The organism is Xanthomonas sp. WHRI 7065 (assembly GCF_040203115.2).
Taxonomy (GTDB): Bacteria; Pseudomonadota; Gammaproteobacteria; order Xanthomonadales; family Xanthomonadaceae; genus Xanthomonas; species Xanthomonas arboricola.
The window spans coordinates 2,849,957-2,867,437 of record NZ_CP168194.1 but is presented as its reverse complement, the minus strand read 5'-3'; the positions used below and the strand labels follow the sequence as shown (position 1 = coordinate 2,867,437).

16 protein-coding genes and 1 other RNA gene are annotated in these 17,481 nt (G+C 65.6%); 6 read left to right on the top strand and 11 right to left on the bottom strand.

Features of this window, described 5'->3' with window-relative positions:
• Positions 1-9 precede the first annotated feature (9 nt).
• From ubiG to ABQY64_RS12055, 3 genes are read left to right on the top strand one after another with little or no spacing between them, the layout of a single operon-like run.
• Entirely contained in the window at positions 10-729 is a 720-nt protein-coding gene (gene ubiG, locus ABQY64_RS12065) for a bifunctional 2-polyprenyl-6-hydroxyphenol methylase/3-demethylubiquinol 3-O-methyltransferase UbiG (protein WP_104595267.1), read from the top strand.
• 52 nt (positions 730-781) lie between these two features.
• Complete coding sequence (locus tag ABQY64_RS12060; protein ID WP_349779351.1) at positions 782-1,507, top strand: phosphoglycolate phosphatase; 726 nt, start codon at positions 782-784, stop codon at positions 1,505-1,507.
• A gap of 28 nt (positions 1,508-1,535) precedes the next feature.
• Complete coding sequence (locus ABQY64_RS12055; RefSeq protein WP_349779352.1) at positions 1,536-2,225, top strand: squalene/phytoene synthase family protein; 690 nt, start codon at positions 1,536-1,538, stop codon at positions 2,223-2,225.
• 4 nt (positions 2,226-2,229) lie between these two features.
• On the opposite strand, the gene ABQY64_RS12050 is transcribed toward ABQY64_RS12055, so the two are convergent.
• The 3 genes from ABQY64_RS12050 to ABQY64_RS12040 all read right to left on the bottom strand — a co-directional run bounded on the left by ABQY64_RS12050 (position 2,230) and on the right by ABQY64_RS12040 (position 6,674).
• Positions 2,230-2,304: non-coding RNA, sX9 sRNA (locus ABQY64_RS12050), on the bottom strand.
• Between the two features lie 1,204 nt (positions 2,305-3,508).
• The gene (locus tag ABQY64_RS12045; protein ID WP_349779353.1) at positions 3,509-5,179 is read right to left on the bottom strand and encodes a glycoside hydrolase family 28 protein; all 1,671 of its coding nucleotides are present in this window, start codon (positions 5,177-5,179) and stop codon (positions 3,509-3,511) included.
• A 355-nt stretch (positions 5,180-5,534) separates the two neighbouring features.
• Positions 5,535-6,674, bottom strand: a complete 1,140-nt coding sequence (locus tag ABQY64_RS12040) for a putative acyl-CoA thioester hydrolase (protein ID WP_349779410.1) — start codon at positions 6,672-6,674, stop codon at positions 5,535-5,537.
• Between the two features lie 455 nt (positions 6,675-7,129).
• Here ABQY64_RS12040 and ABQY64_RS12035 point away from each other — a divergent pair, with 455 nt between their 5' ends.
• Positions 7,130-7,618, top strand: a complete 489-nt coding sequence (locus ABQY64_RS12035) for a pyridoxamine 5'-phosphate oxidase family protein (RefSeq protein WP_024940409.1) — start codon at positions 7,130-7,132, stop codon at positions 7,616-7,618.
• Positions 7,619-7,794: 176 nt separating this feature from the next.
• Complete coding sequence (locus tag ABQY64_RS12030) at positions 7,795-8,085, top strand: hypothetical protein (RefSeq protein WP_047125245.1); 291 nt, start codon at positions 7,795-7,797, stop codon at positions 8,083-8,085.
• Positions 8,086-8,107: 22 nt separating this feature from the next.
• Here ABQY64_RS12030 and eutC read toward each other — a convergent pair whose 3' ends face one another.
• The 6 genes from eutC to yidD all read right to left on the bottom strand — a co-directional run bounded on the left by eutC (position 8,108) and on the right by yidD (position 14,399).
• Positions 8,108-8,944 carry an ethanolamine ammonia-lyase subunit EutC gene (gene eutC, locus ABQY64_RS12025; protein WP_047125246.1) on the bottom strand — a complete coding sequence of 279 codons (837 nt, stop codon included), beginning with the start codon at positions 8,942-8,944 and terminating at the stop codon, positions 8,108-8,110.
• On the bottom strand, positions 8,941-10,350 hold the full coding sequence (locus ABQY64_RS12020) for an ethanolamine ammonia-lyase subunit EutB (RefSeq protein ID WP_039521883.1): 1,410 nt from the start codon (positions 10,348-10,350) through the stop codon (positions 8,941-8,943). Before ABQY64_RS12020 ends, eutC begins: the two co-directional genes overlap by 4 nt.
• Positions 10,347-11,711, bottom strand: coding sequence for an ethanolamine permease (gene eat / locus ABQY64_RS12015; protein WP_024940405.1), 1,365 nt, complete (start codon positions 11,709-11,711; stop codon positions 10,347-10,349). The genes ABQY64_RS12020 and eat overlap by 4 nt, the downstream gene beginning before the upstream one ends.
• A gap of 209 nt (positions 11,712-11,920) precedes the next feature.
• A complete protein-coding gene (locus ABQY64_RS12010; protein ID WP_166768591.1) occupies positions 11,921-12,760 on the bottom strand; it encodes a M23 family metallopeptidase in 840 nt (279 codons plus the stop codon).
• Positions 12,760-14,109, bottom strand: a complete 1,350-nt coding sequence (locus tag ABQY64_RS12005) for a dihydroorotase (protein ID WP_349779354.1) — start codon at positions 14,107-14,109, stop codon at positions 12,760-12,762. The genes ABQY64_RS12010 and ABQY64_RS12005 overlap by 1 nt, the downstream gene beginning before the upstream one ends.
• Positions 14,106-14,399: a membrane protein insertion efficiency factor YidD gene (yidD, locus tag ABQY64_RS12000; RefSeq protein WP_039521874.1), complete on the bottom strand. Its 294-nt coding sequence runs from the start codon at positions 14,397-14,399 to the stop codon at positions 14,106-14,108. The genes ABQY64_RS12005 and yidD overlap by 4 nt, the downstream gene beginning before the upstream one ends.
• Before the next feature lie 90 nt (positions 14,400-14,489).
• Here yidD and dksA point away from each other — a divergent pair, with 90 nt between their 5' ends.
• Positions 14,490-15,533 (top strand): RNA polymerase-binding protein DksA, encoded by a 1,044-nt coding sequence (gene dksA / locus ABQY64_RS11995; protein WP_080716273.1) that lies wholly within the window; start codon positions 14,490-14,492, stop codon positions 15,531-15,533.
• 179 nt (positions 15,534-15,712) lie between these two features.
• Here dksA and ABQY64_RS11990 read toward each other — a convergent pair whose 3' ends face one another.
• Both ABQY64_RS11990 and ABQY64_RS11985 read right to left on the bottom strand, forming a co-directional pair.
• Positions 15,713-16,963, bottom strand: coding sequence for an MFS transporter (locus ABQY64_RS11990; protein ID WP_349779355.1), 1,251 nt, complete (start codon positions 16,961-16,963; stop codon positions 15,713-15,715).
• Positions 16,960-17,397, bottom strand: coding sequence for a SufE family protein (locus tag ABQY64_RS11985; RefSeq protein WP_016903219.1), 438 nt, complete (start codon positions 17,395-17,397; stop codon positions 16,960-16,962). Before ABQY64_RS11985 ends, ABQY64_RS11990 begins: the two co-directional genes overlap by 4 nt.
• Positions 17,398-17,481: the final 84 nt, after the last annotated feature.

The window sequence follows — 17,481 nt, the reverse complement described above, 5'->3', positions numbered from 1 at the left end:
GAGCTCCGCATGAATCCGAATCCCCAATCCAATTCCAGCAACTTCCATCAGAGCGAACTGGACAAATTCGCGGCGCTGGCCAACCGCTGGTGGGATGCCGATGGCCCGCAGAAGCCGCTGCATGCGCTCAATCCGGTGCGCCTGGAGTACGTGTCCGCGCGGCTGGGCCTGGCCGGCGCGCGTGTGCTCGATGTCGGCTGCGGCGGCGGTTTGCTCAGCGAGTCGATGGCGCGTCTGGGCGCGCAGGTCACGGCGATCGATCTGGCGCCAGAGCTGGTCAAGGTGGCGCGCCTGCACAGTCTGGAATCGGGCGCGCAGGTGGATTACCGCGTGCAGTCGGTGGAAGACCTGGCCGCCGAACAGCCGGGCAGCTTCGATGCGGTGACCTGCATGGAAATGCTCGAACACGTGCCGGACCCGACCGCGATCATCCGTGCCTGCGCCAGCCTGCTCAAGCCGGGCGGCAAGCTGTTTTTGTCCACGCTCAACCGCACCCCGGCCGCGTTTGCGCTGGCGGTGGTCGGCGCCGAATACATCGCGCGGCTGCTGCCCAGGGGCACGCATCACTACAAGGATTTCATCAAGCCGGCAGAACTTGCGGCGTGGTTGCGCAGTGCCGAACTGCAGCTGGAAGATGTCAGCGGCATGGTGTACGAGCCATGGCGCAATCGTGCGCGCCTGTCGTCGCGGACCGAGGTCAATTACCTGGCCTATGCGGTGAAGCCGTGACAAATCGGGAATCGGGATTCGGGAATCGCAACAACAGAGACCGGCGCCGGTGATGTCCGAGCCATTCCGAGTTCAAGATGACGCCGCTCAGCGGAAAGACGCCGCTGCATCGTCGAAGTTTCCGCGTGCGGTGTTGTTCGATCTGGATGGCACCTTGCTTGATAGTGCGCCGGACATGCTGGCGACCGTCAACGCGATGCTGGATGCACGCCGGCGTGCGCCGATGGCGTTGGCGCAGTTGCGTCCGGTGGTATCCAAGGGCTCGCGCGCTATGCTGGCGGTGGCGTTTGCCGAACTCGATGCGCTCGAGCGCGATGCGTTGGTGCCGGAATTCCTGCGTCGTTACGAGGACTTGATCGGTACGCAGTCGCAGCTGTTCGACGGTGTCGAAGAACTGCTGCTGCGGCTGGAGCGCGCCGGTTGCATCTGGGGCGTGGTCACCAACAAGCCCGAATATCTGGCCCGGCTGATCCTGCCGCAATTGGGGTGGGAGCAACGCTGCGCGGTGCTGATCGGCGGCGATACGCTGGCCGAGCGCAAGCCGCATCCGTTGCCCTTGCTGACCGCGGCCGAGCGCATCGGCGTTGCGCCGGCGCACTGCGTCTACGTCGGCGACGACGAGCGCGACATCCTGGCCGCGCGCGCCGCGGCGATGCCCTCGGTGGCGGTGTTGTGGGGCTATCGCCTGCACGACGACGAGCCGTCGCGCTGGCAGGCCGACGTCCTCGTCGCGCAGCCGCAGACGCTGTGGGATGCCGTGGCGTGGCCGCAGACCTGATCTTCTTTCGTTTTTTTCTGGACCCGCCATGAGCCAATCCAGCGCTCTCGACAGTTTTCTCGACAAGTGGCGCACGCGCTGGCCGGAATGGTCGGTTGCCGAGCCCTTCATTCCCGAACCGCAGCGACGCCTCACGGCGGCCTGGTTTGCGCTGCTGCAGGAATGGGAAGACATCATGAACATCGCCGGCGACCCGTTGCCGGCCGACGCCAAGCTGGCATGGTGGCAGCAGGAGCTGCGCGACTGGTCGCAGCAGCGTTCGCGCCATCCGCTGGGGCGCGTGCTGGAGCCGGTGCCTGCGCCATGGGCGCAGCTGGCCGACACCTTGCCGGCCATGCAGGACGCCCGTGCGCAGCCGCAATCGTTGCAGCAGGCGTTGGCGAGATTGCGTGCCTTCGCCGAGGCCGTGGTCGGCGTGGAAGCCGCGCTGTTTGCGCGCACCGAGCCTGGCGATGCCACCGCGGTGGCGCTGCAATGGCTGGATGCACGCCAGCGTGTGGTTGGCGACAGCGCCGCACCCGGCGACATGACGCTCGCCGCATGGCGCACGCAATTGCTGCGCGCCTGGCCGCGCAAACCGGCGTTGGCGCGCCCGCACCGGGTATGGTCGCGGCTGGCACGCCTGCGCCTGCAGCGCGAGCTTGCCGGCAAGGCCGCCTATCCACCGCCCGTGCAGCAGTTGTGGCATAGCTGGCGTGCTGCCAGCGGCGCGGACTAGGAGCGGCTAACAAAACGTCGCGAACGGTCGTCAGTGAGTGCGGGTGGCGCGCGGTGAGCGGAGTGTACGGGTGGTACATGCTGATACCGAGCATCGGCTGCGCCCGTCTGAAGCTAGCGCGGTAGTTTTGTTAGCGGTTCCAAGTCTCGATTGCTCGATGCGTTGTGTATCAGGGCTTGTAACGTGCGGTAGATCAGCGGTGGAGCGGTCGATCTGCGGCTTGGCTGCGAGGCCCTTGCCCGCCCACCATCGCAGGACACGCCGCAAGTACGTCCCTGTAGGCTCTTACGCGGCATTCATGCCTCGTAAGGTCCCGCGACGGTGAGCGGGCAAGGACCAGTCGAGAGCGTCGGTGTGCATGGCAAGAGCAGGACCGGCGGCCCGCGGGTCAGATGCAGCGGTGGTTGCATGGGCCTTGTGCGATCTGGCCGACGTGGTCTGATTTCCGAACAACACGTTCCGTCGAAGGCGGGCAGCAAGTTGAGTGGGTCTGCCCCTATCGCTAGATAGCCATGCACCCATGCATGCAAGCGACCAAGCCGCTGCGTTAAGTCACCTCGGATAGGTCATCTCGGTTTTGCGGTTGCATCAGCGTACGACCAACTTAGGAGGCGTGATGTCCTTACCGGTTCCGGGACCCTTGGCGGCATGGATGCCGCCAAGGAGCCTCCATGGATGGATTCACGGCGTGTCCCGGAAGTGGTGAGGGCATCGCGCCCTCGACCCACCGAGCTTTTGATTCAAGCCTCTGATCGCGGCTAAACGACGCCACCGCTCTAAGTCTCGATTGCTTGCTGCGTTGTGTATTGGGGCTTGTAAGGTGTGATAGATCAGCGGTAGAGCGGTATATCTGCTGCTTGGCTGCAGGGCCCTTTCCCGCCCACCGTCGCGGGACACGCCGCAAGTACGTCCATGTAGGCCCTCACGCGGCATCCATGCCGCGTAAGGTCCCACGACGGTAGACAGGCAAGGGCCAGTCCAGATGGTCGGTGTGCAAAGCTTAAGAGCAGTGCGTTGCGCGTTGTCCGAGCATGACGCGCCTACTCGAGGTCCAACGGACACCGCTACTAGCGGCTTTTTTTATGCGGCCACCGACCAACTCCCTGGCGCGGTGTCCTTACCGCTTGCGGGACCGTGTGGCGGCATGGAGGCCGCCACCGAGCCCCAGGGATGGGTTCACGGCGTGTCCCGCAAGCGGTGGGGGCGCCGCGCCCTCGATCAGCCGAGTTTTGATGCATGCTTGGATCGTCTGATCGCAGCATCGCTGCCACTCAAGCGCAAGATCAGATCGGTGAATCCGGCAATACCGAGTGGTAGGCAATGAACGCGTCATTGCACTGCAGTGGTGTGCCCGGCCCGGGCTTGCCTTGCAGCTGTATATCGTTGGGCACCGATTCGGATAGCTGATCGAAGAAGCTCACCGGGCCGCCCTTGAAGCTGAAGTGCGTCGCGCCCGGATTGCTGGCCGGCCCACCGAAGTGCGGTTGCGCGAACGAGATCGGCCCGCCCTCCAGTACCACGTTGTCCAGTGACAGGGTGATCGGCAAGGTCGTGGTCGCATCGCGATACCCATAGAAGCTCAGCTCGCCGCCGCCGAACGCCTTGGAACCCAGCGAGTGCACATTGGTCAGCGCAATACCGTTGAAACTCGGCAGTTTGCTGCGCACCGCCGCGTTGGCATAGTTGGCGTCGAACACCAGCGGCCGGGCAACCCCGCGCATGCAGACGTTTTCGAAGCTGATGTCGTAGACCTGGCCGCCGCGCGTGCCATCGGATTTGATGCGCAAGCCGTTGGCCGAATACGGGTCTCTCGCGACATCATTCGCGTTGAAGCCGTCGATGCTCAAGCCGCGCACGGCGATGTGGCGCATGCCCGCATCGGTTTCGCTGCCCAGCGAAAAACCATGCGTGTAGTAGAACTGGTTGTATGCGAACAGCATGTTTTCCGAGGCGATGCTGCGCTTGCTGCTGGCATGCGCCTTAATCGCCACGCCGTCATCGCCGGTGCCGATGTAGGAGTACGCCAGCAACACCTTCTTCGACTGGCCCGGATCGAAGCCGTCGGTGTTCTTGGCCGTTTCGGGCGTGAAGCAACTGGCGTGCGCAGTGACGTCGGGCGTGGTGCCGGCCGGGCAGCGATAACCGGGGCGCGAGTAGACCAGGCTGGGTGCAAGAATCTTGATGCCCCACGCGGTCAGGCCGACGACGTTGTCGGTGGTGACATGGAAATTGGGCGAGTTTTCCAGGGTGATGTCGTACAGGGTGAAGTCGCTGCTGTCGTCGATCTGCAGCAGCCGCGGTACGTGCTGGCTCAGTCCCTTGCTGACATTGAGATAGGCCAGATCCCACCAGCTGGCGGTGCCGGCATTAGGGCCGGCGGTGAGCGTGCTGCCGCCGCGGCCGTCGATCTTGCCGGCACCCACGATCGCGCTGTTGGCGGTATCGGCGACGTGGATCAGCGGGTTGCAGGACTTGGCCTTGTCGCTGGTCGCGGTGCCGCAGGTGCCCAGCCCGTTGTCGTAATCCTGCGGATTGCGCGAGCCGAACAAGGTGACGCCGCGGTCGATCCACAGCGTGACCTTGCTCTTGATCGTCAGCGGGCCACTCAAGAAGCCGGACTCGCCGGCATCGCCGGGCACCAGGCGCACCGCGCTGCCGGCCGGGCAATCATCGATGGCCGCCTGCAAACGCGCGGTGTCGCGCTTGGACTGCGCGGGATCTGCATCGAGCGCGTCCAGCGAACCGGCAACCGGCGTCAACGCGGCCTTGAGCGTTGCGCAGACCTGCGTCGGCAGCGTCGGTTGCTGGATCACGCCCCAACTGGTGGAAATGCTGTGCGCGGTGTCGGGCGCGTCCGCTGTATGCGGCCGCGCGGCGCTGGCCTGGAATGTTGTCAGACCAAGCAGCGCGAGCGTCAACGGCGCAAGCGCTGGAAATGGGCAATCGGACTGCATGGGATGCTCCGGGAGTGGGATGCGAAAGACGTTATCGATCAGTCACAGGCGCGCCTGGGTGTTGCAGTCGCATGACAGCGATCCTCAACACAGGTCGTCAGCGCGCCAACCATCTCGCTTGCCGCAGCACTTGGCTGGCGGCGAGCGACGAGCAAGCGTGGCCCCTTGCGTCCATGCGTGCTGCCGGCTGGGCGAATTCAGCACCGCATTGCCGAAGGCGCTGCAGCGTTGCCGCAATCGGAGGCAACAAAAACGCCTGCCGGCTCACCGCATCACACGGCGTGCCGAGAGGCGAGGGTGGCAACGTCAACGCGTTGCGACGTGGTGCCTCAGGGCAACCTGGCGTAGCGAACCATCAGTCCGCGCTGCCGGCACCGCTATTGCCGTATTCGTAGAACCGGTTGGTCGAATTGGTGCAGTTGCTGCTGCAGTACGGGCGGCTGACGGTGGAGGCATTCCACGGTGCGGTCTTGCGGATGTGGCTGCCCAGGCTGGAATTGCGCACCGTGACCTGGCCATTGGGTGAGGTGCCGTTGACGTAGGCGGACAGGCTGCTGATGCCTTCGTCCCAGGCACGCCCCAGGTAGGTCTGGTTGTCGGGTGATCCGGAGCCGGCGACGAAGCGGCTATTGATCGCCAGGAACCCATAGGCACTGCCCGGACGTGTGCTTGGCGCAAAGATGTAGCCGCCACGGCTGCTGCCCAGGCGCGCGCCGGCCGAGCGGATGGTGGCGTTGTCGAACACGCCCACACCCGAGCCGAAGATGAAGTCGACATCGCCTTCGATGGTGCTGTTCTTGAAATAGGCGCGGATCACATTGGCGGCATTGGTCGCACTGATCAGCAAGGTGTCCTGATTGCCGGTCACCAGCACGTCTTCGAAGCTGGCCTGGTCGCCACGCACCGCCAGCGCGACTGCCGACTGGTTGTTGTCCTGGTAAGTGCCTTCGACATAGTTGTTGTCCACGCGCAGGTGACGCGCCTGGAAGCCGGCGGCGCGCACGGTCAGTGTCGCGCTGTTGGAGGTGCCCACCGTGGTTGCCGCTGCATTGCTGGCACAGGGGTGACTTGCGGTGCCGGCCGGCTTGGGCGTCGGGTTGGCGTTGTTGAAGCGGATGACGGTGTCGGTGGTGTTGGTGCCCAGGCCAAATATGGTCAGCGGCGGCGCGTTGGTCGGCACGCAAACCAGTTCGGTATAGGTGCCGGCCTTGATGCTGATGTAACGACGGGTGCTGCCGCCGGCAGCGACAGCGGCATCGATCGCCGACTGCACGGTGCGGTAGCGCGTGGAGCCATCGGCGGCGACGGCGAAGTCTGCGCTGAGCAGCGCGACCCCTGCAGTGGGATTCCAGTTGTCGGTGACCAGGGCGGTGATTGGGCCGGCCTTGGCCAGGGCCTTGGAGATGGTGTACGTGCTCGCCTCGCTACTGGTGAGTTGTGGGCGGCTGGCCGTGCCGGTCAAGGCAGTGGCATCGGCACTGACAAGGCTCAGCAGGACGGCGGCGATACAGGTCGTGCGCAAGGGCGATGCAGACATGAGTGGCGCTCTCTCGGAAGGGACGCAGACGATTGATGGATAGGCTTCAACCGCCGGACGTCGCGTGCATGTGCCGCAACCATGGCGCAGCATGCGATCGGCGGATGCCGGTCACCGCGTCTGGGTGTTCCTGGATGGCGGAGCAATCGGCGGGGCGATCTTACTGACGTGGTCCCTACAGCGGCCCGGCGTTCAGATGCAATGTTCAAGAGCTTCGGTGGCATCACGCTCTGCAACGTGACTGCGTCGCAAACAGGCACTTGGGCTGTCGTGATTTATGCAGGTGCACCATTTCACCGGAGGCGATCGCGTTGCCGCCATGTGCAGGCAGGAGTGCGCATCGTCACATGCCGTGGGCGGGGAGACTTCCAGACTGAGTCACCCGCGTAGACACGCGCATGTGAGACATCGAGATGGCAGATCCCAAAGAGCTGCAGGAAAAATTCTGGAAAGCCCTGAAGTCCGATCGCACCGTGATGCTGGGCCTGGATGGCGTGGAAGACGGGCATGCCCGCCCGATGACCGCGCAGATCGAAGGCGACAGCGGTGGTCCGATCTGGTTCTTCACCTCCAAGGACAATGCGCTGATTGCCATGCTGGGGCAGGGCCGCCGCGTCATCGGCGCCTTCAGCAGCAAGGGGCATGACTTGTTCGCCAGTATCAGCGGCTCGTTGCGCGAAGACACTGACCCGGCCGTGGTCGAGCGCCTGTGGAACCCGCATGTGGCTGCCTGGTACGAGGGCGGCAAGGACGATCCCAAGCTGGCGCTGCTGCGTCTGGACACCGATCACGCGCAGATCTGGCTCAACGGTTCCAGTCTGTTGGCCGGTATCAAGGTGTTGTTCGGCGTCGACCCGAAAAAGGATTACCAGGACAAGGTGGCGGACGTTCCGCTGCGCTGAGGCCTGCTGCACGTCTGCACGATCTTCGCGATGGTGCACGGTCCTAATTTCAGTCCTATCGCTTGCGCAAGCGCCGATCCAGTTGTGAGGCTGGATCGGCGCTGTCAGCCTGGATTGCATACAAGAACGTTCATGGCACTGCGCGTTCGAGCGCTGCCTGCCAAAGGAGAAACAAGATGCAACAGATCGAAATCGGCCAGATGGTATTTCTGCGCGATGGCGAAGTCGGCGTCGGTGCCGTCCGCGAGGTGCGCAAGGATGGCGCCGAGCTGGTCATCAATATCGAAAACGGGGGCGACTTCGTGCTGCCTGCGTCGGTGGTGCGTGATGTGCATTCCGGCAAGGTGATGCTGGATGTCGAGCAACTGCCGGAAGAGGTACGCAATGCCCTGCGCCATCCGCACGACAACGAGTTGCCGACCAGCACCTATGCGGCCAGCGATCCGCACGACGGCGCGCTTACTTAAGTCGGCTAACTACGAACTAGGTTCAAAAGTCCGGCCGCATCCCATCGGGAAGTAAGAATGTCCGCGGCGCGGCATCGGACGGGCCCGCCGACGGCAGCGCCGGTTGCTCGGCCTCGTCCTTGAGCTGCACGCCGGACAGCTTGCGCCGGAACGATTCGCGCAGCAGGTACGCAAGCTTGTGCGTGGCTTCGGCGTAACTCAGTCCTTCGGCGCGGATATTGGAGATGCAATTGCGCGCGGCGTCGGTGAGGCCGACCCGCGGGGTGTAGGTCAGATATAGGCCCAGGCTGTCGGGCGAGCTCAGCCCTGGCCGCTCGCCGAGCAACACGATCACCAGACGCGCCTTGAGCAGTTCGCCGACCTCGTCGCCGATGGCGACGCGGCCTTGCGCGATCAACGCCACCGGCGCCAATGACCAGCCTTCGTGTGCAGCCAGCGCGTCGATATACTCCAGCATCTGCGCCGCATGCCGATGCACGGCCAATGCGGAGAGTCCGTCGGCGACCACCACCGCGACATCGTGCCCGCCGCCATGCACCGCGGTCAGGCCACGCAGATGCGCGGCCGCATCCTCGCCCAGGCGCCGGCCCAGATCCGGACGTTGCAGATAGGCATGCCGGTCCACCGCCGCGCTGTGCAGCAGAATGCTGTCCCGTCCGCGCTGTTGCAGCGCGGCCTGCAGCGGCTGTGGGTCGAATGCCAGATGTACCGCATCGCGTGCCTGCGCATGCGCAAGCTGGAAATCCAGATGCGCCGCGGTCGGCAGGCTGGTGCCGACGCGCCCCAGCGCAATGCGCGCCGGTGTGAGCTGACGCAGCTGCGCCCAGGCATCGCGCGGAGGAGTGGTCGGGCTGCTCATTGCACGCTGCCAGCGTTCAATTGCTCCAGCGCACGTCGGAACGGTGCGGGAAGCTCGCTGCCGAGTTCGAAGCGGCCATCGCGCAGGCGCAGGATGCCTTGCTGTTCCAGCCAGTGTTCGAACTCGGGCGCAGCGCGCAGCCCGAGCGCCTGGCGCGCATACAGCGCATCGTGAAACGAGGTGGTCTGGTAGTTGAGCATCACATCGTCGGAGCCGGGAATGCCCATGATGAAGTTGATGCCGGCGGTGCCGAGCAGGGTCAGCAGCACGTCCATGTCGTCCTGGTCGGCTTCGGCATGATTGGTGTAGCAGATGTCGCAGCCCATCGGCACGCCCAGCAGCTTGCCGCAGAAGTGATCCTCCAGCCCGGCACGGATGATCTGCTTGCCGTCGTAGAGATATTCCGGGCCGATGAAGCCCACCACGGTGTTCACCAGCAGCGGCTTGAACTGCCGCGCCACGGCATAGGCGCGCACCTCGCAGGTCTGCTGATCCACGCCATGGTGCGCATTGGCCGACAACGCGCTGCCCTGGCCGGTCTCGAAATACATCACGTTGTCGCCGACGCTGCCGCGCCGCAACGACACCCCTGCGTCATGGCCTTCCTGCAGCAGCGCCAGATTGATGCCGAAGCTGGCATTGGCCGCTTCGGTGCCGGCGATCGACTGGAACACCAGGTCCACCGGCACACCGCGGTTGATCGCGTCGATGGTGGTGGTGATGTGTGCCAGCACGCAGGACTGCGTGGGGATCTGGTAGCCGGTGATCACCGCATCGAGCATGCGCAGCAATGCGGTGGTGGCGGCCAGGCTGTCGCTGGCAGGATTGATGCCGATCACTGCATCGCCGTTGCCGTACAACAAGCCGTCGAGCACGCTGGCGGCAATGCCGGTGGCATCGTCGGTAGGATGGTTGGGCTGCAGGCGCGTGGACAGACGGCCACGCAAGCCCAGCGTATTGCGAAAGCGCGTGACCACCCGCGTCTTCTGCGCGACCAGGATCAGGTCCTGCACGCGCATCAACTTCGAGACTGCTGCCACCATCTCCGGCGTCAGTCCGGGCGCCAACGCGGCCAGTGCCGCTTCGTCGGCCTGCGCACTCAACAGCCAGTCGCGAAAGCCACCGACGGTGAGATGCGCCACCGCGGCAAATGCGGCCGCATCGTGCTGGTCGACGATCAGGCGGGTGACCTCGTCCGATTCGTACGGCACCACCGCTTCATCGAGGAAGTGACGCAGCGGCAGGTCCGCCAGCGCCATCTGCGCGGCCACCCGCTGCAGCCCGGAGTCGGCGGCGAGCCCGGCCAGTTGGTCGCCCGAGCGCGGCGGCGTGGCCTTGGCCAGCAGGGTCTTGAGATCAGCAAACTGGAAGCGCTCGCCGCCGGCGGTAAACGCGAACCCGCTCATCTGGCACTGGCCGCAGGCGTGGCCTGGCTGCGCAAGCTCAGCACGCAACACAGCGCACCGAACAGCAGCAGGCCCACGAAGATCAGCGCCACGATCGGGTTGAACCAGACCATCGCCACCAGACACACCAGCGCCAGCAGCAGCGCGATTGCCGGCACCACCGGATAACCCGGCGCGCGAAAGCTGCGCTCCAGCCCGGGTTCGGCGCGGCGCAACTTGAACAGGCTGAGCATGCTCATCACATACATCACGATCGCACCGAACACCGACATGGTGATCATCGCCGCGGTCAGCGACATGCCCTGGATCTTGACCACGCTGTCGCTGCAGATCGCCGCGATGCCGATCGCGCCACCGGCAAGAATCGCGCGATGCGGCGTGCGAAAGCGCGACAGCCTGGCCAGCCCGTGCGGCAGGAACCCGGCACGCGCCAACGCGAAGAACTGCCGCGAATAGCCCAGGATGATGCCGTGGAAGCTGGCCACCAGGCCGAACAGGCCGATCCACACCAGCATATGCAGCCAGGTCGAGCTGTTGCCGACCACTGCCTTCATCGCCTGCGGCAACGGGTCGTTGATGTTGGAGAGCTGACGCCAGTCGCCGACCCCGCCCGCAAACACCATCACGCCCAGCGCCAGCACCACCAGGGTGAGGATGCCGGCGATGTAAGCGCGCGGAATCGTGCGCTTGGGGTCCTTGGCTTCTTCGGCCGCCATCGCCGCGCCCTCGATCGCCAGAAAGAACCAGATCGCAAACGGAATCGCGGCAAAGATGCCGGAAATGGCAGCCGGGCCGAACACATCGTTACCGGCCCAGCCATTGGCGGCAAAGCGCGCAACGCTGAAGCCCGGCGCCACCACGCCCATGAACACCAGCAGCTCGATCACCGCCAGCAAGGTCACGATCAGCTCGAAGGTGGCGGCGATCGCTACGCCGACGATGTTCAAGCCCATGAAGATTGCATACGCGCCGATCGCGGCGATGCGTGGGTCCAGGGTCGGGAACTGCACATTGAGATAGGCACCGATCGCCATCGCGATGGCCGGCGGCGCGAACACAAATTCGATCAGCGTGGCCAGGCCCGCCAGCATGCCGCCGTAGGTCCCGAACGCGCGCAGGCTATAGGCGAACGGCCCACCCGCATTGGGGATGGCGGTGGTCAGCTCGGTAAAGCTGAAGATGAAGCAGGTGTACATCACCGCGACCAGTAGCGTGGTCACCAGAAAACCTAGCGTGCCGGCGGTGCCCCAGCCGTAGCTCCAGCCGAAATACTCGCCGGAAATCACCAGGCCCACGGCGATCCCCCACAGTTGCCAGGTGCCCAGGGTGGGTTTGAGTTGCTCGTTGCGCATGTCGCACATCTCCTGCGGTCGGGGGAGGGGAGATGACGCAGGTCCGGCGGCTAGGCACCGGACCGACGGCCAGTGACCGATCGTCCACCGATGCCGGGTGACGATCGACGGTCGTCCCGGTTATACCCCAAAGCCCTGCGGCGAACACAAGCGCAACGGGTGGGTCGCAGACACCATGGCGCCTCGCGCCGGCCCTGCCGGCACACCGCGCGCGTTAGCTATTTGCTGCGCTCAAGCACCAGCAGCGGATCGATGCGCACATCGAACCAGTTCATCCCCCAATGCAGATGCGGCCCGGTCGCGCGTCCGGTGGCACCGACTGCGGCAATCACCTGGCCTTGCTCCACCCGGTCGCCCACCTTCACGTCGATGCGCGACAGGTGCAGAAAATTCGAGCTCACCCCAAAGCCATGGTCCAGCAACACGGTGCCGCCGGTCAGATACAGGTCCGGTGCGGCAAAGGTCACCACGCCGGCAGCCGGCGCCTTGACCGGCGTGCCGGTGGGTACGGCGATATCCATGCCCGAGTGGCCGGCACCGGGCTGGCCGTTGTAGACGCGCGCATTGCCGAAGCGCCCGCTGATGCGGCCCTGCACCGGCCAGATGAAGGGCTGGGCGAAATCGGTGCGGGCATCGTCGCGGTCGCGCGCGGCGGTGACCTGCGCCTGCTCGCGCTTGATCCGCTCGGCGATCGCCGCAGGCGGATTGACCGTCTTGGGCGGCACGCCGTTGACGCGCTCCACCGGCCAGTCGCGCGGCGTCACCGCGATGCTGGCGGTCTGTTTGCTGCCATCGGGCCGGGTGATCTGCATCTGCAACGGGCCGCTGGCGTCGCGGCCGATGCCGAACACCACGCTGCCATAGCCGCTGACCCGCAAGCTGCGGCCGGCGTACTGCACCTGGCTGCCCGCCGGCACCTTGCCGATCACCAGCGCGCCCTGCGAAGCGCTTTGCGGAAATACCACCTCCGTAGCGTCGGCAGACTGCGCAGCGACGCTGCCGGCAGCGAGCGAGAGCGGCGCCAGCGCAAGCCAGGCGCCAAACAGGGCTGCGCGCATCAGCGGTCGAAGGTCAGACGTTGACCGGCGGCACTGCCAATCAATTGTTCGCCATCCCACACCTGCTGGCCGTTGACCCAGGTCGCGGCGATGCGCGAGCGGAACGTGGTGCCTTCGAACGGCGACCAGCCGCACTTGGACAGCACCTGCTCGCGCTTCACGGTGAACGGGGTGTTGTCGATCATCACCAGGTCGGCGAAATAGCCTTCGCGCAGGAAGCCGCGTTCTTCCACATCGAACAACTGTGCCGGCGCATGCGCGAACTTCTGCACGATACGGGTGATCGGCAGCTTGCCCTCGTGGACCAGCTCCAGCGCGGCCACCAGCGCGTACTGCACCAGCGGCAGGCCGGAGGGCGCCTGTGCGTAGGGCTTCTGCTTTTCTTCCCAGGTATGCGGCGCGTGGTCAGTGGCGAGCACGTCGATGACGTCCTCGGCCAGCGCCTGGATCAGCGCCAGGCGGTCGTCGGCGTCCTTGATCGCGGGGTTGCACTTGATCAGGTTGCCCAGCCGCGCGTAGTCGCTGCGGTCGAAGCGCAGGAAGTGGATGCAGGTCTCGGCGGTGATGCGCTTGCGCAGCTTGCCCTCGGCATCGACCAGCGGGCCGGCTTCGAACAGCGCCAGCTCGTCGGCGGTGGAGATATGCAGCACGTGCAGGCGGGTGTTGTGCTTGCGCGCCAGCGATACCGCCAGCAGCGAGGACTTCAGGCAGGCCTCGCGCGAGCGGATGTCTGGATGCATCTCCGGGGTCAACGCGTCGCCGTACTTCTCTTTGTGCTGCGCCAGCGTCGCATCGATGGTGGGGGTGTCTTCGCAGTGGGTGATGATCGGCGTCGGCGCGTCGCGGAAGATCGCATCCAGCGTCTCGGGGTTGTCGACCAGCATGTTGCCGGTGGAGGCGCCCATGAACACCTTGATGCCCGGGGCGGTCTTCGGGTCCAGCGTCTGGATCGCGGCCAGATTGTCGTTGCTGGCGCCCATGTAGAAGCCGTAGTTGGCCCAGGCGCGCCCGGCCGCCGCGTCGTACTTGGCCTGCAGTGCGGCCGCGTCCAGGGTCGGCGGATTGGTGTTGGGCATGTCCATGAAGCTGGTCAGGCCACCGGCCACCGCGGCGCCGGATTCGGTCGCGATATCGCCCTTGTGGGTCAGGCCGGGCTCGCGGAAGTGCACCTGGTCGTCGATCATGCCCGGCAGCACCCAGCGTCCGGCCGCGTCTACCACGGTGTCGCCTGCGGCTGGGGCGATCTTGCTGGCGATCTTGGCGATGCGGCCGGCTTCGATCAGCAGATCGGCGTCGAATTCCTTGCCTTCATTGACCAGGCGGGCGTTGACGATGAGGGTTCGGCTCATGGATGAGGTCCTTTACAACTGCAGGAAGGGGAAACGGGCGAGGACCCGGACGCAGGCGCGTCGGGGACGGGATCGAACCCGCCCGGATGAAAGGGATGGCAGCGGCCGAGCCGGCGTGCGGCCAGCCAGCAACCGCGCAGCGGGCCGAAGCGGCCGATCGCGGTCATCGCATATTCCGAGCAACTGGGCGCAAAACGGCAGCGCGGCCCCAGCAGGGGGCTGATGAACCGCTTGTAGAAGCGCAGCAGCGCGATGAGCAGGCGTGAGATCACTTGCCAATGATATGCCACTTGGATTAATACGTGGTTGCCGGGGGTCCGTGGGGTAAGCTATAAAGGCCCGCTTTCCCGGGCCCCGGGGGAACCAAGGATGAGCGTTTCGTGGCTGCTAAAAAACCTGCAAAAAAGGCCGTAGAGGCCGCCAAGAAGTCCGCCAAACCCGTTGCGAAGAAGGCAGCGGCGCCTGCCGCTGCAAAACCGGCCGCCAAGCAGGTCAAGCCGGCTGCCAAGCAAGCGGTTGCCAAGAAGGCAGCTGCGAGCAAGACCGCGGCCAAGCCGGCGCCGGTCGCCAAGACCGCAGCGTCCAAACCCGCGGCCGCCAAACCTGTAAAATCTCCTGTCGCCAAGAGTGCTGCCAAGCCGGCGGCGAACAAGGCAGCTCCGGCTGCCGCCAAACCGGCCGCCAAGCCGGTGGCGCCCAAGTCCGTACCGAAGCCGGCTACCAAGTCGACTCCGGCCAAGTCAGTCCCGGTCAAGGCTGAAAAGCCCGCGCCCGCACCGGCCTCCAAGGCCGTCCCTGCGAAGCCGGCAAAGCCTGCGACCCCGCCACTTAAGAATCCCGTGCCCGTTTCGAAATCTTCAGCAAAAACGCCAACCAAAACCGAAGCCCCCGCCAAGCCCGCCGCGACCCGTCCGGTCGGCAAGGTGGCCGTGGCCGTGACCTCCAAGCCGGCCAGCCCGACTCCCAAGACCAAGTACAAGGTGGTCGAGTACAAGACCGATGAAGCCACCGGTCGTCCGATCCTGCCGCAGGGCTACAAGCCTGCAGCCGATGAGGAGTACATGAGCAAGCTGCAGCAGGAGTATTTCCGTCAGCGTCTGCAGAGCTGGCGCAACGACCTGGTCGAAGAGTCCAAGCAGACCATCGAAAACCTGCGCGAAGAAGTGCGCGACATCGGCGACGAAGCCGAGCGTGCCACGCGCGAGACCGAGAACTCGCTGGAGCTGCGCACCCGCGACCGTCACCGCAAGCTGATCGGCAAGATCGACAGCACGCTCAAGCGTCTGGAAGACGGTGACTATGGCTACTGCGTGGACACCGGCGAAGAGATCGGCATCGACCGCCTGGAAGCGCGTCTGACCGCCGAGCGCACCATCGACGCCCAGGAGCGTTGGGAGCACCTGCAGAAGCAGCAGGGCGACTGATCGTTCGACAAGGTCCAGGCCTTGTCCGTCGACTGAAAGACCCCGCCATGTGCGGGGTTTTTTATGCGCATCGTGCAAGCGCAACGGGCGTTGCAGCCATCGACACGCCTGGCGCGTGTCGTGCGGCCAGGCGTGTCGATTGGGCGCTGTCGATCAGACCTGCGGCACCACTGCAGACCTCACTGCAGGTCGCGCAGATCCAGCTTGCGCAGCTTCGGCGCCTTCCACGCGGTGGTGGCGACCACGCCCAGGGTCACGCCGCCGCCGATCACCACCGCCGGCACCAGGCCGACCAGGCGTGCCATCACGCCGTCGTAGAACGCACCCAGCTCGTTGGACGAGCCGATGAAGATGCCGTTGATCGACGACACCCGGCCGCGCATCGCATCGGGCGTGGCCAGCTGCAGGATGGTCTGGCGCACCACCACCGACACCCCGTCGCACATGCCGTAGACCAGCAGGATCGCCGCCGACAGCCAGAAATGCCGCGACAGGCCGAAGGCGATCGTGCACAGCCCGAAGCCGGCCACCGACAGCATCAGGATGCGCCCGGCATTGCGCTGCAGCGGGTGCCGCGCCAGCCACACCCCGACCACGATCGAGCCCAGCGCCGGGGCGCCGCGCAGGATGCCCAGCCCTTCCGGGCCGTAATGCAGGATGTCGTGGATGAAGGCCGGCAGCATCGACACCGCGCCGCCCAGCAGCACCGAGAACATGTCCAGCGCCATCGCGCCCAGCATGATCTGGTTGGACAGTACGAACTGCGCGCCTTCGGCGATGCTGCGGAAGATCGGCGCACGCGGGCCTGCGTTGACCGGCTCGCTGACACGCAGCAGCGCCAGCGCCAGGATCGCCACCAGCGCCACGCCGGCGGCCACGCCATAGGCCAGGCCCTTGCCGCCCCAGCCGACCAGCACGCCGCCCAGCGCCGGGCCGATCACCATGCCGGCCTGGAAGGTGACGCTGCCGATGCTGGCGCCGCGGGCGAACGCCTCGCGCGGCAGCGCACGCGCGAACAGCGCGTTATAGACCGGCGACAGGAACGAGCGCGCTGCACCGGTCAGCGCGATGGCCGCGTAGATCGGCCACACGCCCTGCACCGGCAGCCAGCCATGGGTGATGGCCAACAGCAGCAACGCGGTGGCGACCAGGCCCAGCACCGCGACCATGCCGAGGCGTCGGCGCGGCAGATGATCGACCAGATAGCCGGCAAACGGCGCGATGCAGAAGAAAGGCAGGATCTCCGCCAGGCCGATCAGCCCGAGCGAAAGCGGATTACGGGTGATCTCGTAGATATGCCAGCCCACCGTGACCGCGACGATCTGGTACGACAGCATCGCCGCCACGCGATACAGCAGCACCAGGCCGAAGCCGGGGTGGGCCAGCAGCGTACGCAGCGAAGCGGCAGGCGAGGGTGTCGGCGTGCTCACTGCTGGGCGCGGGCGGTGTCGCGGATGAAGGCCAGCATTGCCGCCACGCCATTGCTGCGGGTCGGCGACAGATGCTTGGCCAGCCCGATGCCGGCGATGTAGTCCGGTTCGGTGGCCAGGATCTCCTGCGCGCTACGCCCGGAGTACACGCGCAAGGCCAGATAGATCAACCCGGAGACGATCGCCGAGTCGCTGACGGCGTGGAAGTCCAGCCGCTCGGCATTGCCCTCCGGCACGATCCACACCATCGACTGGCAACCATGCAGGCGGTGTTCTTCGGTCTTCCACTGTTCGGGGAAGCTGGGCAGCTTGCGGCCCAGGTCGATCAGGTACTGGTAGCGCTCGGACCAGTCGCCGAAGAAGGAAAACTCCTCGGCAATGGCGGCCTGTGCGTCGACGGCGGTGGGTTCAAGCGGAAAGGGAGTGGTGGTCATCAAAAAATCCAGATTCGGTCGGTGATAGCGCTGCCCTGCGACACCGCAATGGTGCCCCTCACCCGCCGGGGCGAGAAGGCGCGG